This is a genomic window from Pseudomonas sp. Root71, from assembly GCF_001429045.1.
Lineage (GTDB): Bacteria > Pseudomonadota > Gammaproteobacteria > Pseudomonadales > Pseudomonadaceae > Aquipseudomonas > Aquipseudomonas monachiensis.
Genome location: NZ_LMHY01000028.1, coordinates 1 through 23600, shown reverse-complemented (window position 1 = coordinate 23600; position 23600 = coordinate 1). Strand labels below are relative to the sequence as shown.

Here is a 23600-nt window from a genome sequence, read left to right as displayed (position 1 = left end):
CCAGCGGCTCAGCCCTTGAGCCCGACTAGTGGTTCGACTGTGCGACCATCGCAGGCTTTGCGGGTTCATCCCTGGCGGTCACATCGGGGTTCTGCATCACCTGAAGCACGGAGGCCTCCGGATCGAATTCGTCCTCTTCCAGTTCGATGAACTCTTCGGGCAGGAAGATATTAAGAACGATAGCGCACAGCGCGCCGACGGTGATGGGCGATTCGAAAATGTTGTGCAGGGCCTTGGGCAGTTCACGCAAGACTTCCGGCACGGCGGCCACGCCCAGGCCCATGCCGATGGAAATCGCCACGATCAGCATGTTGCGCCGATGCAGGCCGGCCTCGGCGAGAATCTTGATCCCGGCCACCGCGACGGTGCCGAACATCACCAGTTCGGCGCCGCCGAGCACCGGTTTCGGCATCAGTTGCAGTACCGCGCCGATCATCGGGAACAGGCCAAGCACCACCAGCAATCCGGCAATGAAAAACGCCACGTAACGGCTGGCCACACCGGTGAGCTGGATCACCCCGTTGTTCTGGGCGAAGGTCACCATCGGCATGCTGTTGAACACCGCGGCCATGGCCGAGTTGAGGCCATCGGCGAGCAGGCCGGACTTGATCCGGCGAATGTACACTGGGCCCTTGACCGGTTGCCGGGAGATCATCGAGTTGGCCGTGAGGTCGCCCGCGGCCTCCAGCGGCGACACCAGGAAGATCACCGCCACCGGAATGAACGCCACCCAATCGAAGGAGAACCCGTACTTGAAGGGTACCGGTACGCTCATCAGCGGCACTTCAGGCAGGCTGTTGAAATCCACCTGGCCCATGAGCCATGCCACCCCGTAGCCCAGGGTCAGGCCGATGACAATCGCCCCCAGGCGCAGAAACGGCACATCCACCCGGTTCAACACCACGATGGTGCCCAGCACCAGCGCCGCCAGGGCCAGGTGACTGGCCGCCCCAAGATCCGGGGCGCCGAAGCCGCCGGCGATGTCGGTCATCGCCACCTTGATCAGCGACAAACCCATCAGCGTGATGATGGTTCCGGTCACCACCGGGGTGATCAGCATGCGCAGTTTGCCGATGAACTGGCTTAACACCACCTCGATGAACGCGGCAAAGAAGCACACGCCGAAGATGGTCGAGAGAATCTCATCGGTGCCGCCACCCCGGGCCTTGACCATGAAGCCGGCGCTGAGAATCACACTGATGAACGAGAAACTGGTGCCTTGCAGGCACAACAGGCCCGAGCCCACCGGACCGAAGCGCCGCGCCTGCACGAAGGTGCCCAGGCCGGAGACGAACAGTGCCATGCTGATCAGGTAGGGAATTTCGCTTTGCAGGCCCAGGGCGCTGCCCATGATCAGCGTCGGGGTGATGATGCCGACGAAGCTCGCCAGGACGTGTTGCAGGGCGGCAAAGACGGTGGCGGTCAGATGCGGGCGGTCATCGAGGCCGTAGATCAGATCGCTGTGGCGTGGAGCGGGGGCTTTTTCGGAGGCGGTCATGGTGGTTTGCGTGCCAGAAGGCGGGCCGGGTCAGAAAATGGAGGCGCAGGATGCCAGAACCGCCCGGCCACGGCAAAAGAACCTCCAAAACAGCGACTTACAGTCGTGGGGCGAGCACTTCGCCCACACTGCGGCGTTTGGCGTGCAGTTGGCTGGCCTGGATCAACTGTTCGAGGTCTTCGGGCGTGACGTCATAGAACGCTTCCATGTCGGCCAACGCCAGTTTCAGGTCTTCGGCGGTGATGGCCTGACGGTCGACCGGCGGATGATCGGCAGGAATCCTGGCCACCGGTTCGCTGGCGCTCTTGGGGTAACGAACACGGGTCAGGTTGTTGTAGATCAGGGCGCAGAGCAGCATCGTCGCCGCGCTGAGCATCACCGGCCCAATGGCTTTCCAGTCCATGGCAATGGTTGCCGGATCGGCCAGCACCAGGGTCAGGGCCACTGCACCGGCCGGTGGATGCAGGCACCGCAGCCAGCACATCAGGATCAACGCCATGCCCGCCGCCAGGCAAGCGCTACCCAAGGTTCGTCCCAACACATGGGCCACCAGCAGGGCAATCACCCCGGCGCTCAAGTAACCGCCGAGAATCGACCAGGGCTGGGCGAGCGCGCCCGAAGACACGGCAAACAACAGCACCGCCGAGGCCCCCAGCGGGCCGATCAGGTGCTGGGCCACCTCGATGCCGAACACCTGGCTACAGAGCCACACACTCATCAGTGTCCCCAAGGCCATGCCGATGGCGGCGCGGCTCCATTCGGTGGGGCGGGTGTTGATGGCGGCAGGCAACCAGCGAGCAAGCATTCCGAGAAAACTCCGGCAGAAAAAATCGAGGTAAAAAAAGGGCTTAGCTGGGGAACCCAGAAAGCCCTTGAAGTCGTTCCAACTGTTGGGGGAGGAACGCACACAGTGTGCCGTTCAATTAAGTTACTGACAAATTCATATTAATGAGCTTTGAGTGCATTAATTTTGTTGTAATTTTCTCCGTCGGCCGCTTATGTAGCACAGCAAACCACCCAGGGCCGCGAGTGCACTCAAGGCATAAAACATCGTCGGCGCGGGGGTGTGCATCAACATGAAGCCGCAAATCACCGGGCTCAGCGCGCCGCCAAGGGCAGCGAGGTTTTGCGCACCGTAGTAGCTGCCGCGCAGATCTTCCGGCGCCAGGGTGTCGACGAACAGAAACTCGGCCGGGTAAATGATGATTTCACCGAGGGTGAAGATGAACATCGCCACGCACCAGCTCACCAGACTGTCCGCCACGCTGAAGCCGATCAGCCCGAGGATGAACAGGCCGGTGCCGGCCACGATCCATTGGCGCAGTTGCTCACGCTTGAGAAAACGCCCGATCTGGTATTGCAGCAGGATCACGCTGATGGCGTTGCAGGCGAGCAGGGCAGCCATGATTTCCATGGTGTGTTGGGGGTCGCTGGTCACCAGCAGGTACTGCGACAGGTAAAAGGTAAACCGTCCGTGCACCACGGTGCTGAGCAGGCAACCGGCGGTGAACATGATCAGCGTGCGATCGTTTTTCAGGGTGATCAGGGTTTTGAGGAAACTCTGCGCCTGGCCGGTGACAGATGAACTCGCCGGGTCCTTTGCGATCCCGGTCATCAGGAAAATACTGAAAAAAGCGATGGCCGCCGCGATCAGGAAAGGTGCACTGGCAAAGGCCCCGGCAATCAGCACACCGAACATCGGCCCGACGGCGTAGCCGATGTTGGTCAGCGTATAGCTCAAGGAAAACGCCTTGGCGCGCTGGCCCACCGGGAGGTTGTCGCTGAGGATCGCTTTTGAACCGATGAGGAACAGCGATGAAGCGGTTTCGGTGACGATCAGGGTGATCGTGGTCAGGTAGAGGTTTTCAGCAAAGGTCAGCAACACCAGGCCGACCGCGCTGGACGCCATCGAGAGAATCAGCAACCGGCGTTTTTCGAAGCGATCGATGATGTAGCCGCCATACAGGGAGAGCAGGGTGGCGATGAACACTGCAATGCCGAGCAGCAAGCCAACATCCTGCTGGTTGAGGCCCAGCTTGTCGCTGACGAACAGTGTGAGCAACGGGCTGGTGATGGCGCGGCTGACGACGATGGTCAGCGAGCAGATCAGCAGGCGGCGAATGAGGGGGGAGTAGCTGGTCACGGCGCGAATATCCTTATTCGAGCGGGTCGGCATCAGCCCGGTCGTGAGCGCTACTTTAGCAGTCGGCCCCCCTGTCGTTGCTACGGGATTTACTTAAGGTGCAGGAGTACGAAATCATTCTTGTCGAACCGCCCGCTCAGCACTGGCGGCAATGCACCAACGGCTGTGCTTTGCAGTGTCTGGTAGGTGTTGCGGTCCATCATCAGCCACGCCGGGCCCTTGAGGGCTAAAAGCTCCGGTGGGGAGTCAGTGAAAACCGGGTGCAGGTCCTGCGGGATGTTGACCATGAACTTGATGGCCTTCGCGTCTTTGCCCATCCCGTGCATGACCAGCGGCGCCGGGTCTTTTTGCACGAGTTCAAAAGCTTCGCGACTGAAGGTCCGGGTGTCGTAGAGCTGTCGTTGAATGGGCTCGAACTGCAGGATGTAGGACGACCACAGTGCCAGGACCGCGCAGAGGGCCAGTATCTGAGCTCGCCAGCGGGACTGCCTGAGCGCTGCCAGGGCGATCGCTTGCAACACTCCGAGCAGGATGAACAGGGAAGTGAGGTGAGCCACCCCATCGGGGAATTTTTGCCGTACCACCAGCAATGCCGTGATCAGCAGCCCCGGGATCAGCAGCCACAGCCCCTGCATCAACCCCCGCAGCCAGGCAAACCATTGACCCTGCGTCGCGTAAAACGGATACGCCGCCACGATTGCCGCCATGGGCAACATCGGCAGCAGGTAGCGGGCCTTTTTCGCCTGGGGAATGGAAAGGCCGAGCATTACGATCAGTCCGGCCGCCACGCAGTACTGCATCAGGCGCAATGCCGGCCCGGTTTCCCTCGAACCGGTTAACGCAGCGGCCCCAAGCGTCAGCACGGCCAACGGCCAGGCCAGCGCGTAATTGCCCATCGAGCTGGTGAAGTAATACAACGCTCCGTTGGACCCTTCGCTACCGTCCATGCGTCCCAGGAACTGCATGCGAATCACTTCCTGCAGGAAGGCCGGGCCGCCGCTGACGCCTGCCAGCCACAACAGCAGCCCAATGCACACCGCCAGCAGTACCGATGCCAGCAATCCGAAGACCATCAGCCGTCGCCATTGGCGATCAAGCAGAAAACAGCTGCAGAGCATCCCCGCAGGAATGACCAGGCCGATGGGCCCACGAATCCAGAAGCCCAGCATCAGCAAGGCAAAGATCAGAACCCGGCGGCGCGGCGCCGCGAAATGATCGGCGGCATAGCCAAGGTAGAAAACGCTGAACGCGACGGCCGCCAGCATCAGGTCGAGGGAAACGGCATGGGTTTGCGTGATGAAGGTATTGGTCAACAGCATCAAGGCGATGCTCAACAGCGCCCAGCGCGTGGAGTAGGGTGCCAACAGGCGGTACATCAAGCTGACGATGACCGCTGCGGCGATGGCACTCGGCAGCCATGCGGTCAGGCTGCTGACCTGGCCGAACGGCAGCGAAAGCAGCCAGATGAATACCGTTGAAAGTCCCGAATAGTCGGCGTAGGGCTGGCCATAGGTCGTCGGAAAAAACGACGGTCCATTGCGCAGCATCTCCTGGGCGAACAGCACGAAGCGCGAATCGAAACCGATGACCGCTTGCTGGTAAATCCCGGCGCAGAACAACAACAGCGCCAACAGACCCAGCGCGAGGGACTGTTGGCGGATGTGAGGGAGCATGGTGTTCAGGCAACCACTGACTCGGCAAACCATTGCTGGTACGGAATCGGCAATTTGCTCGACTCACCCCGGCCGATCGGAAAGTAGGTGAAACCGATGCGTGCCAGGCGGTCCGAGTCGTAAAGGTTGCGGCCGTCGAAGATCACCGGTGCGTTGAGCCGCTGCTGGATCAGCTGGAAGTCCGGCGCCTTGAACTGTTGCCATTCGGTGCAGATGATCAGTGCATCGGCACCGGACAGGACCGACTCGGGCGTGCCCATGAGCATCAGCTTCGATTCATCGGGATACAGCTTTTGGGTTTCCTGCATGGCTTCCGGGTCGAACGCACGGACATTCGCCCCGGCGGCCCACAAGGATTCGAGCAACACCCGGCTCGGCGCATCGCGCATGTCGTCGGTATTTGGCTTGAACGCCAGGCCCCACAAGGCAAACGTCTTGCCATGCAAGTCGCCCTTGTAGAACGCGTTGATGCGCTCGAACAGCTTGTATTTCTGTCGCTCGTTGATGGCTTCCACCGCTTGCAGCAGGTCGCTGGAGCAATGGGCCTGCTCGGCGCTGTGGATCAGGGCGCGCATGTCCTTGGGGAAACATGAGCCACCGTAGCCGCAACCGGGGTAGATGAAGTGATAGCCGATGCGGGAGTCGGCGCCGATGCCCAGGCGTACTGATTCGATGTCGGCACCCAGGTGTTCGGCCAGTTCTGCGATCTGGTTGATGAAGCTGATCTTGGTCGCCAGCATGCAGTTGGCGGCGTACTTGGTCAGCTCGGCGCTGCGCAGGTCCATGAACATGATGCGCTCATGGTTGCGGTTGAAGGGCGAGTACAGGTCACGCATCACGTCACGCACTTCTTCGCGTTCACAGCCGATGACGATACGGTCCGGGCGTCGGCAGTCGGCCACGGCCGAACCCTCTTTCAAGAATTCCGGATTGGAGACGATATCGAACTGCAATACGCGCCCGGCGCTGAGCAGGCATTTATCGATGTGTGCACGCAAGGCATCGCCGGTGCCGACCGGGACAGTGGATTTCTCCACCAGGATCGCCGGTTGCTCGCGATGACGGGCCACGGCGTCGCCCACCGACATCACGTAGCGCAAGTCCGCCGAGCCGTCGTCCCGGGACGGAGTGCCGACTGCGATGAACAACACTTGTCCGTGCTGTACCGCGAACTTTTCGTCGCTGGTGAACTGCAACCGCCTGGCGTCCAGACCTTCGCGCACCAGGCTGGCCAGCCCGGGTTCGAAAATACTCACGTGACCCTGTTGGAGCAGTTCGACTTTATTTTCGTCAACGTCCATGCAGACCACATCGTGGCCGACTTCCGCCAATACCGCTGCCTGCACCAGGCCGACATATCCGCTACCAAATACACTGATTTTCATGGGGCACTCCTTGATTCGGGCGCACGAGCAGGTCGAGAATTGATGGTGATGACGCCGAGGATGACCAATGCCACGCCAAGGCTTTTTGCAAGGCTGAACGTTTCGTTGAACAGCGGCAGGCTGGCGGCTAGCAGGTACACCAATGCGTAGCTGATGCTCAGCAACGAGTAGGCACGACCCAGGGGCAGGTCCCGCAGGGCGGCGAGCCAGCAGAGCATCGACAGGGCGTAGGCGAAGATGGCCAGGAGCACCACGGCAACCGCTGTCAGGTCGACGGGGGCGCTGAGCCATTGTTCGGGTTGTGGCAGGTGGCTCATGCTCCAGCGCATGCCCAGTTGGGCGGCGCTGACCAGCAACACACTGCCCAGCGCGAAGGTGATGCCGCGACTCAGGTTCATGCGTGTTGCCCCAACAATGCCACGCCGCCGATCACCAGCGCCACACCGAGCCAGTGGCGGCGGTCGACGGTTTCGTGGAACACGAAACGCGCCACCAGGGTGATCAGCACGAAGTTCAGGCTCAGCATCGGGTAGGCAATCCCGACTTCCAGGCGTTGCAGCACCAGCAGCCATACCAGCAGGCCCAGGCCCAATGAGGCCAGGGCCAGCCAAAGCCAGGGCGAACGCAGTTTGTCCGCCCACCCGGAAGGTTTGTCGCGCCAGCTTTCTACCGCATATTTCTGGGCGATCTGGCCCAGGCAGGTCAGCAGGCAGGCCACCAGCAGCAATAGCAGGCTCATGGTGCCGCCTGAGGAATAATCAAAATCACCAGATTGCCTTGTTCATACCGCTTGCCCTCTTTGGGCAACAGTTCAAGTTCGCGCAGCTCTTCTTCGCCCTTGACCCGCATGACCACACCCACCGAGCCTTGCTGGCGGGCATCGTGCATCCACTGTTGCACCTGATCGGAGTCGACGCGCTGTTCAAGCGAGTCAGGATAGGCAAGGCCATATTTCAATTCGCCTATCGTGTTGAAAAAAGCCACGTCCGGCCGTTTCACCCGCCAGGACAACGCCGACGCGGCACCCAGATCGTTGCTCAATAATTTGGCACTCTGGCCAAGTTCTTCGGCGTGATCGAGGATGAATTGGTCAGGGGTTTTATTGGCGACGACGGAGTTGGGCAGTCCGGCGGGCAGCACGGCGGCGAGCAACAGGCTGCCAAAAGCCGGGGCCGCCCAGCACTGCAATGGGCGCAAGGTCTGTAGCAGGTTGGCCATGATCCAGCCGATCAAACCGACGAACACCAATACCAGGTTGTGCAGTTCATGATCGTAAATTGGTTTTTTCAGTTGCAGATAAACCAGGGTCAACAGGGTGGCCACACCCACAGCCAGATTCAGCAGGCCGTTGATGCCCAGGGCGCGACCTTGCTCCAGCTTCAATCGGTCAGCCAGAGCATGGCCGAGCAACAATGCCAGCGGCAGCAGGCACGGCAGGATGTAGGCCGGCAACTTGCCCTTGCTCAGGCTGAAGAAGAACAACGGCATCCACAGCCACAGCAGCAGGAACCCGATATTGGTTTGGCGCCGGGTCTGCCAGGCTTGCTTGAGCGCGGGGGGCAGCATGGCAACCCACGGCATGCTGAACGCCACCAGCAGCGGTAGGTAGTACCACCATGGCGCGTCATGCTGGGCATCGTCCCCGGCAAAACGGCGGATGTGCTCGTGCCAGAAGAAGAATCGCCAGTAGTCGGGCTCCTGGGCGTGTACAGCCAGTGCCCATGGCAGGCTGACGACAATGGCGACCACGATCGCCACAGGGCCATAGACCAACAGTTCACGCCAGCGTTTTTGCCAGATCATCCAGGGCAGGGCGATCAGCACCGGCAACAGCCAGGCCAGGAAGCCCTTGGTCATGAAGCCCATGCCGCAAGCGAGGCCCAACACCGCCCACGCGATCAGGCGTTGCCCACGGCTCTTGCTGTCGAGCGCGAACCATAGCGCCGCCAGGCTCAGGTTGACCCAAAAGGTGAATTGCGGATCGAGGTTGGCGTACCCCGCCATAGCCGCAATGATGGTGAAGCTCATGAAGATCACGGCGCAGGCGAGACTCTTGCTCGGCTCGTTCCACATCCGGCGGGCGACCAGATAGCACAGCAACACACCCAAAGCGGTGCTCAGTGCCGAGGCGAAGCGCACTCCGAACAGGTTCTGGCCGAACAGAGCCTGACCGATGGCAATCATCCAGTAGCCGGCCGCGGGTTTTTCGAAATAGCGCACGTCCATGAAATGCGGCGACACCCAGTTGCCGCTCAGGAGCATGCCCTGGCTGATCTGGGCGTAGCGGGTTTCATCGGGAATCCATAAACCGTGACTGCCCAGTGGCAGCAGGTACGCCAGAGCCATCATGGTCAGCAATAACGGCAAAGCCCAGCGTTTGCTCATGCGCCTTGCACTCCCAGCCAGCCTTCGCGACCTTCGAGCGCACCGCGTACCACGCGGCCGATCGGCAAACTGTCAGGGGCCCGGGGCAACAAGTTGCCCAAGGGGTGAAAACGAATGTCTCGCTGATGTGCATCGCTCAGCAGTTGACGGAAATCGTTGGCCATCAGAATCCCTTCTACCTCGGCATGGATAGTGTAGACATTGAGCTTTTCCGGGTTGAACCGGTCCAGGATGAACCTGTTGAAGTCCTTGGCGGCGACGGTCGGGCCGACCACTTCGTCGAAGGTTGGCAGGTTCACCGGGATTTGCGGTGTGCCCAGTCGACCATTGGCCAGTTGCGGCTGGAACAGGCTCTGGCCACGACAATCACTGTTGTAGCGAAAACCGAAACCCTGCTTGGCTTCGATCACACGCTCGTCGGCACGCCAGCCGGCGGACGCCGAGCAGGTGATCTTTTCCCCGAGAATGTCGCTGAGGGTGTCCACGCCACGGCGTATCTGCTCGACCAGTTGTGTGTCGCTCCAGCGCCCGGCATTGGCCTGCCAGCCATGGTGATCCCAGGCGTGCAAACCCACCTCATGCCCGGCATCCCGGGCCTGGCGCATCAAGTGCCCCAGGTCGCGGCCGATCGGTTTCCCGGGCCATGCGGTGCCGGCCAGCAGAATGTCCCAGCCATACAGGCCGGCAGCGTTGGAGCGGAGCATTTTCCAGAGAAACTGCGGACGAATGAGACGCCACAAGTGGCGCCCCATGTTGTCCGGCCCGACACTGAAGAAGAACGTCGCCTTGACCTGAGCTTCATCAAGGATTTCCAGCAACCGGGGAACCCCTTCACGGGTGCCCCGGTAGGTGTCGACATCGATCCGAAGGCCTGCCTGCATCAGCATGATTCTTCTGCAGGGCGCTCTGCGATTTCGAGCATGGCCTCGCGCAAGAAGAAGTCCAGGGTGTTGCCGATGGTTTCGCTCATCTCAACGGTTGGCGTCCAGTCCAGCAGGCGCTTGGCGTTGGCGATGCTTGGCTTGCGGTGCGACACGTCCTGGTAACCGGTGCCGTAGAACGCCTTGCTCTCGATGTCGCGGAAACCGGCGAACGGAGGGAAGTTGGCGCGCAACGGATGAGCTTCGAACTGACGCAGCAGCTCTTCGCCCAACTGACGGATGCTGGCCTCGTTGTCCGGGTTGCCGATGTTGATGATCTGGCCATTGCAGACATCGTTGTCGTTGTCGATGATCCGTGCCAGGGCTTCCACACCGTCGGCGATGTCGGTGAAGCAACGTTTCTGCTCGCCACCGTCGAACAGGCGAATCGGTGTACCTTCCACCAGGTTCAGGATCAGCTGGGTAATCGCCCGGGAACTGCCGATACGGGCCGAATCCAGGCGGTCCAGGCGTGGGCCCATCCAGTTGAACGGACGGAACAGGGTGAAGTTCAGGCCCTTCTGGCCGTAGGCCCAGATCACGCGGTCCAGCAGTTGCTTGGAGACCGAGTAGATCCAGCGTTGCTTGTTGATCGGGCCGACCACCAGGTTGGAGGTGTCTTCGTCGAAGTTGTTGTCCTGGCACATGCCATAGACTTCCGACGTCGACGGGAAGATCACGCGCTTGTTGTACTTGACGCAATAGCGAACCAGCTTCAGGTTCTCTTCGAAGTCCAGTTCGAATACACGCAGCGGGTTACGGGTGTATTCGATTGGCGTGGCGATGGCCACCAGTGGCAGCACCACGTCGCACTTCTTGATGTGGTATTCGATCCACTCGGAGTGAATGCTGATGTCGCCTTCGACGAAGTGGAAATGCGGGTGGCTGCGCAGGCGGTCAATGGCGTCCGAGCCGATATCCAGGCCATAGACTTCGTAACGGTCGTCGCTCAGCAGGCGCTCGGACAAGTGATTGCCGATGAAACCATTGACGCCGAGGATCAACACGCGGGTGCGGCGTGGCGCACGACCGGATTCGGCACCGCGCAACACGGAACCGTCCACCAGGCCCAGTTCGTTGGCCAGTTGCGGGCCGCTCAGGTACAGACCGTTGTCGTTGCGCTGGCCGGCGTTGATGATCAGCGAGTCTTGACCGCAGGCGATGCGCAGCGGGTCGACGCTGATGACGCGACCAGGCGCAAGGCCTTCGTTGCCCTTGGCGACTTCTGCGCTCCAGACAATCAGCTTGTGCTCGCCCACCGCACAGAAGGCGCCCGGGTACGGCTGGGTAACCGCGCGAACCAGATTGAAAAGCTCTTCGGCCGGCCTGGCCCAGACCAGTTTGCCGTCGGCCGGGGTGCGGCGGCCAAACACCGTGGCTTTGGATTCGTCTTGCGGTGTTTCAGTGGCCTTGCCTTGCAGCAGGGCCGGCAAGGTGTCGCGCAGCAGGTCTGCTGCCGCCGTGCGCAATTTGCCGTGCAGGCTCAGCGCCGTGTCGCTGCGTTCGATCGCGACTTTCTGTTGGGCGACGATGGCGCCCGCATCGGCACGCTTGACCATGCGGTGCAGGGTCACGCCGGTTTCGGTTTCGCCGTTGACCAGCACCCAGTTGGCCGGTGCGCGACCACGGTAGCGCGGCAGCAGCGAACCGTGCAGGTTGAACGCGCCTCTGCGCGCAGTGGCCAGCAGTGGTTCGCTCAGCAGGTTGCGGTAGTAGAAGGAGAAAATGTAGTCGGGGTCGAGCTTGGCGATACGCTCGATCCACAGCGGATGGTTGGCGTCTTCCGGTGCATGCACGACAATGCCGTGGCGGGCGCACAGTTGCGCGACGGAGCCGTAGAACGCGTTCTCCTTCGGATCGTCGGCGTGGGTGAACACCGCCGCAATCTCGAAACCGGAGCAGAGCAGGGATTCGATGCCGGCGCAGCCAATATCGTGATAGGCGAAGACAACAGCTTTTGCACTCATGAAGGAACCTGATCTGTAGAAGTGGAAGTAAGGCCGTCGACAGTTACAACGGAAGCGGGGGCGGCGGGCTGGCTGCGCAGCACCTTTTCAACGAAGAAGCGCGGACGCGCGCGTACGTCGCTGTACATGCGTCCCAGGTATTCACCCAGCAGGCCCATGCCGATGAATTGACCACCGGTGAAGACAAACAGCACGGCAAACAGTACGAAGGTACCGCCACCGGCCCAACCGGCGCCGAACACCAGGCGCAGCAGGATCAAGGCGATGGCGAACAGGATGCCCAGCGCCGCCATGCCCACGCCGACGATGCTCAGCAGTCGCAGCGGCGTGGTCGTCATGCAGGTGACCAGGTCGAACATGAGGTTGATCAGGCGCATGGGGCTGTACTTGGAATCGCCATGTTCACGCTCGGCGTGGGTCACGGGGATTTCCGTGGTATGGCGGGCAAAGCTGTTGGCCAGGATCGGAATGAAGGTGCTGCGTTCACGGCAGGCGAGCATGGCGTCGACAATGGTGCGTCGGTAGGCGCGCAGCATGCAGCCGTAGTCGTTCATGGCCACACCGGTGGAACGTTGCACGGCGAGGTTGATCAGCTTCGATGGCCAACGGCGCAGGGCCGAATCCTGGCGGTTGTTGCGTACCGTCGCGACGACGTCGTAGCCAAGTTCGGCCTGCTCGATCAGTCGCGGGATTTCTTCGGGCGGGTTTTGCAGGTCGGCATCGAGGGTGATGACGACATCGCCCTTGCACTGCTCGAAACCGGCCATGATCGCCGCATGCTGGCCGTAGTTACGGTTGAGGATCACCGCCACAACAGGGCTGCCTTCGCGGGAGGCGGCGTCTTCCAGAATCTGTGCGGAGTCGTCGCGGCTGCCGTCGTCGACCAGAACGATCTCGTAGGGATGGGTCAATTGCTGACACGCTGCTTCGGTGCGACGAAGCAACTCTGGCAGGCTTTCCTGTTCGTTGTAGACCGGAATGACGATCGAAACGAAGTTGATTGGGTAGGGTCTCAAAGGCTTCTGTCCATGCAGTTTTCAATGGCGCCGACGACGCGCTCGACATCATCGGAGGTCATGTCGGGGAACAACGGGATCGAACACAGCCGCGCCGAATTCCATTCGGTGTTGGGCAGGTACAGGTTGGGGTAACGTTGTCGATAGTAGGTGTGCAGGTGCGTTGCAATGAAGTGAATGCCGGTGCCTATATTCTGTTCCTGGAGGGCTTTCATGAACGCTTCTCGATCCAGTCCGCAACGCTCGGCGTCGATACGCAGGATGAACAGGTGCCAGGCGTGTTTTTGCGAATGGGCGGGAACGGCCAGGGGTTGCACGGGCAAGCCTTCCAGGCGCTGCAAGTAGGTCTGTGCCAGTGAAGTGCGCTTGGCATTTATCTCGTCCAGGCGTTCCAGTTGCACCAGCGCGATAGCCGCGTTGATGTCAGCCAGATTGTACTTGAAACCGGGCTCGACCACTTGGGCCTGAGGCTTGCGGCCGTGGGTCAGGCGGTCGTAGGCATCAACCCCCAGCCCGTGAAACCTGAGCATGCGTACCCGTGAGGCCAAGGCTTCATCGTCGCTGACGAACATGGCGCCTTCGGCGCAGGTCATGTTCTTGATCGCGTGGAACGAAAAGATCGCAGTGCCTTTGGAGCCGATGTGACGACCTTTGTAGACAGTGCCTGCCGCGTGGGCGGCGTCTTCGATCACGGCTATGCCGTGTTTTTCGGCGAGGGCGTAGAGCGGATCGAGATCGAATGCCGCACCGGCGTAATGCACCGGGATGATGGCTTTGGTGCGCGGCGTGATCGCAGCTTCGATAGAGGCCACGTCGGTCATCAGCGTGTCGCGGTCGATATCGACGAACACTGGCGTGGCACCCAGCAGGGTGATCATGTTGGCGGTGGAAACCCAGGTCTGCGACGGCGTAATGACTTCATCGCCGGGACCGACACCCAATGCCAACAGGGTGATATGCATTCCGCCGGTGGCCGAGGAAAGTGCCACGGCATGTCGGCAACCGACGTAGTTGGCGAAGTGTTCTTCCAGTGCCTGGTTCTTCGGTCCGCTAGTGATCCATCCGGAGCGCAATACTTGCTCTACGGCAGCGATTTCTTCGTCGCCGATACTGGGACGGGAGAAAGGGAGAAACGCCTGACTCATGGGCACCTCAGGGGCTGTAAACGTAAATAGCCTTTGAGGCTAAAGGGATCCAGAAATCAGCTTAGACGCTAAATCAGAACCTGCATCAAATCAAATAGTTACCGGTTGGCGGTAAAAATCTGCATTGGTTGACTTTTTTCGCCACGGGCGGCAGGTTGGACGTCCATTCGGGTTGCGTCGAGTTTATAGAAGGTTATGCCCGATTTTGTGAAAGGAACATGAAAAAACGGTTGGGGAATCGTTTATCTGAAGGCTATTAAGCCGTTGTTCAGACTTCCGACATTTATGGTAGTTCCTAGGAAAAGTCCTACAGCGGTAATGTCTTTTACATCATCGTTATTTCACTTCTTAGTTGTTTCATTGAACTGTTTACATTCAAGGCCGTTTCGTTTGATTGACTTACCTGTTACTGATTCACGCCCGCTCCTCACCAATCCGCTGACCCTGTATCTGGCGCGATTGGCGCCGTCCAGCCAGTTGACCATGCGTTATGTGCTGCAGGATGCCGCCGACCGCCTGGGCTTCGAAGACCAGGATATCGAGGAAATTCCCTGGCACAACCTGCAGCCCGAGGACGTCATTGCGCTGGTGGCCACCTTGCGTTCGGATGGCTATGCACCGAACACGTCGTCGCTCTATGTCAACGCGGTGCGCGGGGTGATGAACGAAGCGTGGCGCATGAGCCTGATCTCTCAGGATCATCTGTTGAAGATGCGATCGGTGAAGGGCATGGCCGGTACACGGCTGTCCCAGGGGCGCAATCTCAGGCGCACGCTGATCCAGGAACTGATGGCGGTTTGCGCCGCCGATCCGCGGCCGCAAGGCCTGCGGGACGCAGCAATCATCGGGATTCTGTACGGTTCGGGAATGCGCAAATCCGAATCGGTGAACCTGGAGCTGAACCAGGTCGATTTCACCGAGCGCAGCCTGCGGGTGACGGCCAAGGGCAACAAACAGTTGATCAAGTACGCCCCGGCCTGGGCCTTCGCCAAGCTTGAAGCCTGGCTTGAGCTACGTCGGTCGATGCTCAAGGACGGTGAGTCGGACGACCCGTTCCTGTTCAACCGCATCCGCCGTGGCAGTCACATCACCCGCGAACGCATCACCAAGCACGCGATTTACTACATCGCACGGCAACGGGGCGCACAGGTCGGGGTGAAAATCATGCCCCACGACTTCCGGCGTTCATTCATCACCCGGGTGATCGAAGAGCATGACTTGTCGATTGCGCAGAAGCTGGCGCACCACAGCAATATCCAGACCACGGCCAACTACGATGTGCGCGATGACAACGAGCGGCGTCGGGCGGTGGATCGATTCGACCTCTGAGCGATCACATCTCGCTCAGTACATGGGCATGGCCGATGGTCGAGACCTGCACCGAGCTGCCGGCGGGTGGTGCATACATGCCTGAACTGCGCACCAGCAGTGATCGGCCCGATTGCTCATTGCGGGTCAATGGCTGCAGTTCCACTGTCAGCGTGCAGGTGTTGCCGCTGAAGTCCCGATCGGTGACCACGGCCCGGCAACCGCTGGCTTCCGGGTCGCTGGGGAGGATGCTGGCCAATTGCAGTTGTTCGGGGCGCAACATGATCTGCGCCGAGTTGTTGTTGCGGTGATTGTTGACGGGAATCCGCCCGAGGTCGCAATGGGCCCAACCGGCCTCGATGCGTGCGGGCATCACCACGGCATCCCCCAGGAACAAGGCGGTCTGTTCGTCTTCGGGATAGCGGTAAAGGTCCAGCGGATGCCCTGACTGTACCAATCGGCCATGACGCATCACCGCCAGCTGGTCGGCGAAGGACAGGGCTTCACTCTGGTCATGGGTGACCAGGATGGTGGTGACACCCGCGTCCTCCAGCAGCCGCGCAACCATCTTGCGCATCGCGGCGCGCAATCCGGTATCGAGCGCCGAGAACGGCTCGTCCAGCAGCATCAGTCGTGGCTGTTGCGCCAGGGCTCGGGCCAGGGCCACGCGCTGTTGCTGGCCACCGGACAATTCATGGGGCCAGCGCGCGGCCATCTTCGCGTCCAGGGCCACGCTGTCCATCAGTTCGGCGACGCGCTGCTGTTTTTCAGGGCCCTTGGTCGCCAGGCCGAAGCCAATGTTCGCGGCCACGGTCATGTGCGGGAACAATGCGCCGTCCTGTGGCACGTAGCCGATCAGGCGTTGATGGGCCGGCACTTCGTGGGTGCCGTCGACCAGGGTCTGGCCATTGAGCGAAAGATGCCCGGAATCGGGGAACTCGAAGCCGGCGATCATCCGCAGCAACGTGGTCTTGCCCGAGCCGGAAGGGCCAACGATGACCGTGCGACTGCCGCTGGGTACCGAGAGGCTGACGTTGTCAAGGGCGCAATGGGCGCCATAGGACTTGTAGAGGGCATTTAATTCAAGAGTGTTCATCGGCCAGCCGTTTTTTTCGATTGGTGATAAAGAAGTCCGGTCAACGGAAGTGACAGCACAACCATCAATAAGGCGTAGGGGGCAGCGGCTGCGTAATCGATTTCGCTGGTCAAGGCCCAGAACCCGGTCGCCAGGGTGCGCGTTCCGTTGGGTGCCAGCAGCAGGGTGGCGGTCAATTCGTTGGTGATCGCCAGGAACACCAGTGCCGCGCCGGCGGCTGCCCCCGGTGCGGCCAGGCGCAGGGTGATCAGCCACAGTGCCCGGGCCGGCGAGCGGCCAAGGCTGCGGGCCATGTTTTCCAGTTCCACCGGGGCCTGGGCAATGCCGGCGCGCAGGCTCACCAGGGCGCGGGGCAGGAACATCAACAGGTACGCCAGCAGCACGGTGAAGGTGGTCTGGTAGATCGGCCGGGCATAATGGATCGTGACGGTTACCAGTGCCAGCGCCACGATAATTCCAGGCAAGGAACTGGTGATGTAGTTGCAGCTTTCCAGTACCCGTTGCATTCGACCGGGGTAGCGAATCGATAGCCAGGCTATCGGAATCGCCGCGCAGGTGGTCAGCGCCGCGCCCGCGATGCCAAGCAGCAGGGTTTGCTCCAGGGCGGGCAACAATTCGGCCATGTCCCAGACTTCCACGCCACCGGCGATGAGCCACTTGCCCAGGGTGATCAAGGGCACGCCCAGGGCCAGGGCGCAGGTCACGATTTGCAGCGTCAGCGAGAGCAGTGTGGATACCGGTTTCAGGTATACGACCCGTTGCTCCCGGGCGCTTCCCGAACCGACGCGAGCGTAGCGCGCGGAACCCCGGGCGGCGGATTCGGCCGTCAGCATCGCCAGGCAACACAGCGCCAGCACACTGGCCAGCATGTGCGCAGCCGCACCGTTGAAGGTCGATTTGAACTGATCGAAGATCGCGGTGGTAAAGGTGTCGAAGCGGATCATGGCGTACAGGCCATATTCAGCCAGCAGGTGCAGGCCGACCAACAAGGCGCCGCCGCAGATCGCCAGGCGCAATTGCGGCAACACCACGCGGAAAAACACTTTCCAGGGCTTGAGCCCCATGGACTCGGCGACGTCTTCGATGGCCGGATCGAGCCGGCGCAAAGTCGCCGCTACCGGCAAATACAGGAACGGGAAGTAGGCGATGACCGAGACCAGGACTCCGGCAAACAAGCCGTGAATCGGTGGCACCAGGCTGACCCAGGCGTAGCTGTGAACAAACGCAGGCACCGCCAGCGGCGCGGTGGCCAGCAACGACCACCAGCGTCGTCCCGGCAGATTCGTGCGTTCCGTGAGCCACGCCAGCGTCACTCCCAGCGCGACGCATAAGGGAATCGTCAGCAGCACCAGCAACACGGTGTTGACCAGCAGTTCACCGACCCGAGGACGGAACACCAGGGCCACAACGGTTGACCAGCCTGTCTGCAGGGACACGCCAATAACGTAGGCGATCGGTAGCAGTGCCAGTAATGAAACCAGCACCGACAAACCAATCACCCATACACCGCCACGTCCCGCAAAGACTCCACGGGAACGTCGACGCAAATTAGCGGGTGTCGCCTCAGCGACCCCCGCAGGCAGGGTTTCTGGCATCAATTTAGAGCAGTCCGGCCTGTGTCATCAGCTCCACGGCTTTTTTACTGTCGAGTTTCGAAGCATCGACAGTCGGCGCATCGAGTTGATTCAGAGGCACCAGTTTAGGGTTGGATGCAGCACCTTTGCCCACGGCGTATTCAAACGACTTGCCGTTCTTCAGGACAGCCTGGCCATCCTTGCCGGTAATGTATTTGAGAAACGCCTGGGCTTGTTCCTGGTGTTTGCTGGAAGCGAGGACGCCGCCGCCGGAGATGCTAACAAAAGCGCCAGGGTCTTTGTGCTTGAAATAGTGCAGGGCGGTGTTCTTGCTGTTTTCGCCGGTCTTGGACTGATCCACCAGGCTGTAATAGTGGTAGATCACGCCGCTGTCGATCTGCCCGGCATTAACCGCCTTGAGTACCGAACTGTTGCCGCGGTAGTTGGCGTAGTTGGTTTTCATCGCCTTGAGCCAATCCAGCGTGGCGGCTTCACCCTTTTGTTCGAGGATGGCCGCGACGATGGCCTGGAAGTCAGCGCCACCGGGCGATGCACCCCAGCGACCCTTCCAGCTCGGCGAAGCCAGGTCCATGATCGATTTCGGCAGGTCGGCTTCCGGCAGTTTGCTCGGGTTGTAGACGAACACTGTAGAGCGCGCGGCAATCCCGACCCATTTGCCGTGGGCTGGACGGTAGGCGGAGTCAACCTGTTCCAGCGTGGCCTTGTCGATGGGCGCAAATAGCCCGGCGTTGTCGACCAGGACCATGGCAGGGGAGTTTTCAGTCAGGAATACGTCCGCCGGAGAAGCCGCGCCTTCCTGCACGATCTGGTTGCCCATCTCGGTGTCATCGCCGTTGCGCAAGGTGACGGGGATACCGGTCTCCTGGGTAAAACCCTCGACCCAGGCCTTGGTCAGGCCTTCGTGTTGCGCGTTGTACACCACGATGCCGACAGAGTCAGCGGCATAGACCTGGCCAGCGCTCAGCAAAGCGGTGGCCAGCAGGGCTTTTTTCAAGAACGAAGGGATTTTTGGAATCATTCTGCGGGCTGCTCCTGGTGCATTTTTTTGAAAGTCATGCGCATTCAAACGCCAGTTAACCAATGCGAATCATTTGCATGTTTTTGAAGTGCGGGAAATGTAGAGATCCAAATGAGAAAAAAACGTCAAAAAAACCGCTAATACATGTAATTTTCATTCAGATTAGCAGCACTGTGCCCACTGTGGTTGGACTCGTCGATCAAACGATGCCGTCGATCAGAATATGACGTTGCCCCGGTTGCCTTTTTGTCGTGCGCCTCGGCGTATCTGACGGTGGCAGTTGCTGCGGGTCGCCTGTCGCGGGGAATGACAGCAGGAAAAGGAGAGACGGATCTACGGCGAACTTGTCGCCGTAGATCCAGGGGGGGAGACGGCATTCAGGGCGTGGGGCAATTCGCCTGCGGTCTGGTGGCTGCCTGGCTGATCAGCGCGGCCAGGCGCTTGACGTTGTTTTGCTGGGCAAGCACCAGGTCATCGATGCTCGCGCCCGATGGCGTTTGCAAGGTGCTGCGGCAAATCACCCGTGCCGTGTCGCCGGTGCTGTCACTGCGCAGGCGCCATTCCACGTCCATCAAGGCGTACTGGCCGGGCACCGAGTCAAAACGCTGCACATCGATCCGCACCGAATATCGGCCTTGTACAGGATTGTTGCTCAGTTGATCGACCAGCGCACTGCGCAATTCGTCCACGAGGGTGGCGCCCCACCATTGGTTTTCCAGGATTGCCAGGCCACTGTTGCCCTCGCGAATGACGATCTGCGCACGATCGACCTGGGGTGGCACGCTGAGCATCTCGATCTGGATCAGCCCGACGGTGGTCCTTGAGTGATTGCCCTCATGTGCCGGGGTCAAGGTATGGAAGTGAATCGGGCCACTGCGGCAGGCGGCGAGCAGCAACATCGCGGTGACCAGAGTGAACTTCAGCGGTAAAGCCATGGGTATTGCTCCTGTGTTCAATTGCGCGGTGGCCCTTGCAGGTCCATGGGCGCGGCATTGTTCGGACGGCCGCGAAGCAGCGATTCCGGATGCCGTCCCAGGTAATCCGAAAGATCACGCAAGGATCTCGACGTGCGTCCGAGTTCATCCAGGGTCTGCCCCAGTTTTTCCCGTTGCGGCGAATCCTCGGCCAAGGTCGAACTGGCCGATTGCAGGGTCGAATTGGCGGTTTCCAGGGTCTTGCTGACATCCGACAGGGTGGATTGCACGCCCGGCAGGATCTTGCCGTTGAATTGCATCATGCCTTTGCGCAATTCGACGAGGTTGCCATCGAGATTGCCGGCGATACGCTCGATCGGCAGCTTGTTGATCTTGTCGACCATGGATTCGAGTTTTTCCTGCAATTGCTCGAGGCTGCCGGGAAGGGTCGGAATCATGACCGGGCGCGCGTTTGCATCGAAGGTAACCTTGTCGGCCTTGGGGTAGAAGTCCAGGGCAATGTACAACTGGCCGGTCAGGAAGTTGCCGGTGCGGGCCTGGGCACGCAGGCCGTTTTCGATGAAGGTGCCGATCAGCCGTACGCCAGCGGCTTCGTTATCAGGATCATGATTGAGCGCCTTGAGCATCTTGATGTGGGCCTGGCCCAGGCGCTGCGGGTAGATCACGATGCCGACGTTGATCGGAAAGGAACGTTTTTTCTCGTCGTAATCCAGATTGACTGCCACTACCTTGCCGATTTCCACACCGAGGAATTCCACCGGGGCGTCGACCTTGAGCCCGCGCAGTGCCTGGTCGAAGCGCATGGCCAGGTACTGCGGCTTGCCGTTTGGCGGGGCGAGGGCGGCTTGTTGGTCCTCGAACAGTTCGTAGGCGTACTCCGCGGCAGCAGGCTTATCGTTGGGGCTGTAGTCGGGCGCGCGGAAGGCAATGCCGCCCACCAGCAAGGAAGACAAGGATTCGGTCTTGACCGCGAAACCGTTGGCGCCGACGTTCACGTCAATGCCGCTGGCGTTCCAGAAACGGGTGTTTTCGGTGACGTACTTGTCATGGGGGGCGTGAATGAACAGCTCTATGTTCACGCCCTTGCCATCCGGGTCCAGCGCGTAAGCCACCACCTGACCCACCGGGATCTTGCGGTAGTAGACCGGAGAGCCGATATCCAGCGACCCCAGGTCCTGGGTGAACAGGGTGAAACGCTTGCCCGGCTCGCCGTAGGTGATGGGTGGCGGGTTTTCCAGGCCCTTGAAGTTTTTTGCCCGGCCGTTGGCCTGGCCGATATCGGCACCGATGTAATCGCCCGACAACAGCGTATCGATGCCGGACACACCGCCCGCGCCAATGCGCGGCCGCACGACCCAGAACTGCGAATCTTCGCGGGTAAAGCTTTCGGCCTGCTTTTCCAGTTTGATGGTGGCGTTGACGCTCTTCTGGTCATTGGCCAGTTCCACATCGGAGACATGACCAATCACGACATTACGGTACTTGACCTCGGTCTTGTTCGCGGTCAGGCCGTCCCCGGTCTTGAACGTGACAACGATGGTCGGGCCTTGCTGCAAAATGCTGTGAACCACCAGCGAAATACCCACCAGCACCGCGACGATCGGGACGATCCAGACCAGCGAGACGCTGAAGCGGCGGGTCTTGATCGGAGCCTGCCCGGGGGCTTGCGGCCCGTCAGTGGCTTGTGACTTCATCCGTGACCTCCTCATTGTGTGGTTTTTCCCGTTCTTTATCCCAAATCAAGCGTGGATCGAAACTCATTGCCGACAACATGGTAAATACCACCACCAGACCAAAAAACAGAATGCCCGGGCGCGGTTCGATATCGGCCAGGGCCTGGAATTTAACAAGCGAGGCCACCAGGGCGACCACGATCACATCGAGCATCGACCAGTAACCGATGACCTCGACGAAGCGGTACAGCGTCGACCGCTCCTTGCGTGCCCACTCGCTGTCGCGCTGCACGGTAACCAGCAGCAATGTGATGGCGACGAACTTGATGCCCGGCACCGCGATACTGGCAATGAAAATGATCAGTGCGATGTCCCAGGCCCCGGCCTCCCAGAACTCCAGCACGCCGCTCATGATCGTGCTGTCGGCGCCGTTGCCGACCATCTTGGTGTTCATCACCGGCAACAGGTTGGCCGGGATGTAGAACACCAGGGCCGCGATCATGTAGGCCCAGGTGCGGGTCAGTGAATTGGTTTTGCGCCGGTGCAGCGGTGCACCGCATCGCTCGCATTCGTGGGGTTCTAAGGTCATGTCGCAGGCCAGGCCGCAGGTGTGGCACAGGCACAGGTTGAGCTCGTCGGCGTAAGGAGGCGTGCTCATACAAGGTCCCATAGTTCGCGAATATCGCGCCCGGCGATGCGGATCATCATCAGGCTCAGCGCAGCGAGGGCAAACAACCCGATGCCGGGCAGCACATCGAGCAGTCCGGCGAGCTTGATCACCGCGACCATGGCTCCCAGCAGACAGACTTCGAGCATGCTCCAGGGCCTCAGGGTTTCCAGCCAGCGCATGGAGAGTTTGAATCCGGGCGAGCGTCGCCCGCTGAGGGCGAAGCCCAGCACCCAGATCAGCAGCAGCAACTGGAAAATCGGCGCGATGATCATGGCGATTGCCGCCACCATGGCGATGAAGGTGATAGGCCCCATGCTCAGGGCCAGCACCGAGTCCCAGAGCGTTGCGCTGTTCTTCACGCCTTTGAGGCTGATGCTCATCACCGGATAGAAATTGGCGAATATCCAGAGCATCAATGCGGTGAAGGTCAACGCAAGACGTTGTTCCACCGTGAGGCCGTTATAGCGCTGAAGCACGCCGCCACAGCGCGTACACAGGGTTTTTTGATGTTTGGCGAGCGTTGCTTTTTGGTACACGCTGTCGCAGTGCTCGCAGATGATCAGCTGATCAGTAGTTGCCATGGGTCAAGCTCAACAGAAGGCAGGAAGTTCAGAGCACCCCCTCAATATAGAGGTGACTTGCAATTGAGCAAATCAAAAATCGCAACCTGAACACTATCTGCCGCCGGGGATGACTCGACCCACGAAATGACATGGGAAGCAAGCGACGAACGACTGAGAATTCCACTGCCTGTATTGCGCGTTATGAAAATAACCGTACTAGGCTGACTCGGGTGCCTTGAGTAGATACAGGAATCCAATTGCCTGGTCAGTTGAAAGCCTGGAACTCACCAGAGGGCATGGTTTGGGGTAACTCACCAGGGTCCGGTCACGGATTACTTGAAAACAAGTAGCCGACCACAAGGATCCGTCCCGATAAAGGAAGGTCGCCATGAATAGACTCTCGCATCGCTCAAGGTTCTACATTGCAGGTTCATTACTGATAGCGCTTAACGGTATGGCCCAGGCTGCACAAACAGAAAAACCCAATATCCTGTTCATCGTGTCCGACGATACCGGCTACGGCGATCTGGGGCCGTACGGTGGTGGTGTCGGCCGTGGCATGCCAACCCCCAGCATCGACCAACTGGCACAAGAAGGTACGACCTTTTAT

The 23600-nt window shown here is 60.2% G+C and carries 20 protein-coding genes and 1 pseudogene; 2 read left to right on the top strand and 19 right to left on the bottom strand.

Annotated features, from left to right (window positions below; genetic code table 11):
* Positions 1-25 precede the first annotated feature (25 nt).
* The 12 genes from ASD95_RS22575 to arnB form a co-directional block, all read right to left on the bottom strand.
* The gene (locus tag ASD95_RS22575; protein ID WP_056727487.1) at positions 26-1498 is read right to left on the bottom strand and encodes a nucleobase:cation symporter-2 family protein; all 1473 of its coding nucleotides are present in this window, start codon (positions 1496-1498) and stop codon (positions 26-28) included.
* A gap of 97 nt (positions 1499-1595) precedes the next feature.
* Entirely contained in the window at positions 1596-2303 is a 708-nt protein-coding gene (locus ASD95_RS22570) for an HPP family protein (RefSeq protein ID WP_056727486.1), read from the bottom strand.
* 159 nt (positions 2304-2462) lie between these two features.
* Complete coding sequence (locus ASD95_RS22565) at positions 2463-3674, bottom strand: MFS transporter (RefSeq protein WP_263291685.1); 1212 nt, start codon at positions 3672-3674, stop codon at positions 2463-2465.
* 56 nt (positions 3675-3730) lie between these two features.
* Complete coding sequence (locus tag ASD95_RS22560) at positions 3731-5314, bottom strand: ArnT family glycosyltransferase (protein ID WP_162252432.1); 1584 nt, start codon at positions 5312-5314, stop codon at positions 3731-3733.
* Between the two features lie 5 nt (positions 5315-5319).
* Positions 5320-6699: a UDP-glucose dehydrogenase family protein gene (locus ASD95_RS22555; protein ID WP_056727483.1), complete on the bottom strand. Its 1380-nt coding sequence runs from the start codon at positions 6697-6699 to the stop codon at positions 5320-5322.
* Positions 6696-7097 carry a 4-amino-4-deoxy-L-arabinose-phosphoundecaprenol flippase subunit ArnF gene (arnF, locus tag ASD95_RS22550; protein WP_056727481.1) on the bottom strand — a complete coding sequence of 134 codons (402 nt, stop codon included), beginning with the start codon at positions 7095-7097 and terminating at the stop codon, positions 6696-6698. Before arnF ends, ASD95_RS22555 begins: the two co-directional genes overlap by 4 nt.
* Entirely contained in the window at positions 7094-7438 is a 345-nt protein-coding gene (gene arnE / locus ASD95_RS22545; protein WP_056727479.1) for a 4-amino-4-deoxy-L-arabinose-phosphoundecaprenol flippase subunit ArnE, read from the bottom strand. Before arnE ends, arnF begins: the two co-directional genes overlap by 4 nt.
* The gene (gene arnT, locus ASD95_RS22540) at positions 7435-9084 is read right to left on the bottom strand and encodes a lipid IV(A) 4-amino-4-deoxy-L-arabinosyltransferase (RefSeq protein ID WP_056727477.1); all 1650 of its coding nucleotides are present in this window, start codon (positions 9082-9084) and stop codon (positions 7435-7437) included. The genes arnE and arnT overlap by 4 nt, the downstream gene beginning before the upstream one ends.
* The gene (arnD, locus tag ASD95_RS22535) at positions 9081-9965 is read right to left on the bottom strand and encodes a 4-deoxy-4-formamido-L-arabinose-phosphoundecaprenol deformylase (RefSeq protein ID WP_056728082.1); all 885 of its coding nucleotides are present in this window, start codon (positions 9963-9965) and stop codon (positions 9081-9083) included. Before arnD ends, arnT begins: the two co-directional genes overlap by 4 nt.
* On the bottom strand, positions 9965-11971 hold the full coding sequence (gene arnA / locus ASD95_RS22530) for a bifunctional UDP-4-amino-4-deoxy-L-arabinose formyltransferase/UDP-glucuronic acid oxidase ArnA (protein ID WP_056727475.1): 2007 nt from the start codon (positions 11969-11971) through the stop codon (positions 9965-9967). The genes arnD and arnA overlap by 1 nt, the downstream gene beginning before the upstream one ends.
* Entirely contained in the window at positions 11968-12987 is a 1020-nt protein-coding gene (arnC, locus tag ASD95_RS22525; RefSeq protein WP_056727474.1) for an undecaprenyl-phosphate 4-deoxy-4-formamido-L-arabinose transferase, read from the bottom strand. Before arnC ends, arnA begins: the two co-directional genes overlap by 4 nt.
* Positions 12984-14132 (bottom strand): UDP-4-amino-4-deoxy-L-arabinose aminotransferase, encoded by a 1149-nt coding sequence (gene arnB / locus ASD95_RS22520; RefSeq protein ID WP_056727472.1) that lies wholly within the window; start codon positions 14130-14132, stop codon positions 12984-12986. Before arnB ends, arnC begins: the two co-directional genes overlap by 4 nt.
* 390 nt (positions 14133-14522) lie before the next feature.
* Here arnB and ASD95_RS22515 point away from each other — a divergent pair, with 390 nt between their 5' ends.
* Entirely contained in the window at positions 14523-15461 is a 939-nt protein-coding gene (locus ASD95_RS22515) for a site-specific integrase (RefSeq protein ID WP_056727471.1), read from the top strand.
* Positions 15462-15465: 4 nt separating this feature from the next.
* Here the strand turns inward: ASD95_RS22515 and ASD95_RS22510 are convergent, their stop codons facing one another.
* The 7 genes from ASD95_RS22510 to ASD95_RS22480 all read right to left on the bottom strand — a co-directional run bounded on the left by ASD95_RS22510 (position 15466) and on the right by ASD95_RS22480 (position 23008).
* Entirely contained in the window at positions 15466-16536 is a 1071-nt protein-coding gene (locus tag ASD95_RS22510; protein WP_056727470.1) for an ABC transporter ATP-binding protein, read from the bottom strand.
* Complete coding sequence (locus tag ASD95_RS22505) at positions 16533-18131, bottom strand: ABC transporter permease (RefSeq protein WP_056727468.1); 1599 nt, start codon at positions 18129-18131, stop codon at positions 16533-16535. Before ASD95_RS22505 ends, ASD95_RS22510 begins: the two co-directional genes overlap by 4 nt.
* 4 nt (positions 18132-18135) lie before the next feature.
* The gene (locus ASD95_RS22500) at positions 18136-19149 is read right to left on the bottom strand and encodes an iron ABC transporter substrate-binding protein (RefSeq protein WP_056727467.1); all 1014 of its coding nucleotides are present in this window, start codon (positions 19147-19149) and stop codon (positions 18136-18138) included.
* A gap of 377 nt (positions 19150-19526) precedes the next feature.
* Entirely contained in the window at positions 19527-20084 is a 558-nt protein-coding gene (locus ASD95_RS22495) for a PqiC family protein (protein ID WP_056727466.1), read from the bottom strand.
* Between the two features lie 17 nt (positions 20085-20101).
* Complete coding sequence (locus tag ASD95_RS22490; RefSeq protein WP_056727464.1) at positions 20102-21778, bottom strand: PqiB family protein; 1677 nt, start codon at positions 21776-21778, stop codon at positions 20102-20104.
* Positions 21759-22415: a paraquat-inducible protein A gene (locus ASD95_RS22485; protein WP_056727463.1), complete on the bottom strand. Its 657-nt coding sequence runs from the start codon at positions 22413-22415 to the stop codon at positions 21759-21761. The genes ASD95_RS22490 and ASD95_RS22485 overlap by 20 nt, the downstream gene beginning before the upstream one ends.
* Complete coding sequence (locus ASD95_RS22480; RefSeq protein ID WP_056727460.1) at positions 22412-23008, bottom strand: paraquat-inducible protein A; 597 nt, start codon at positions 23006-23008, stop codon at positions 22412-22414. Before ASD95_RS22480 ends, ASD95_RS22485 begins: the two co-directional genes overlap by 4 nt.
* Positions 23009-23378: 370 nt before the next feature.
* On the opposite strand from ASD95_RS22480, the pseudogene ASD95_RS28890 reads away from it, so the two are divergent.
* Positions 23379-23600 (top strand): annotated as a pseudogene (locus ASD95_RS28890) (sulfatase-like hydrolase/transferase); the annotation flags it as partial.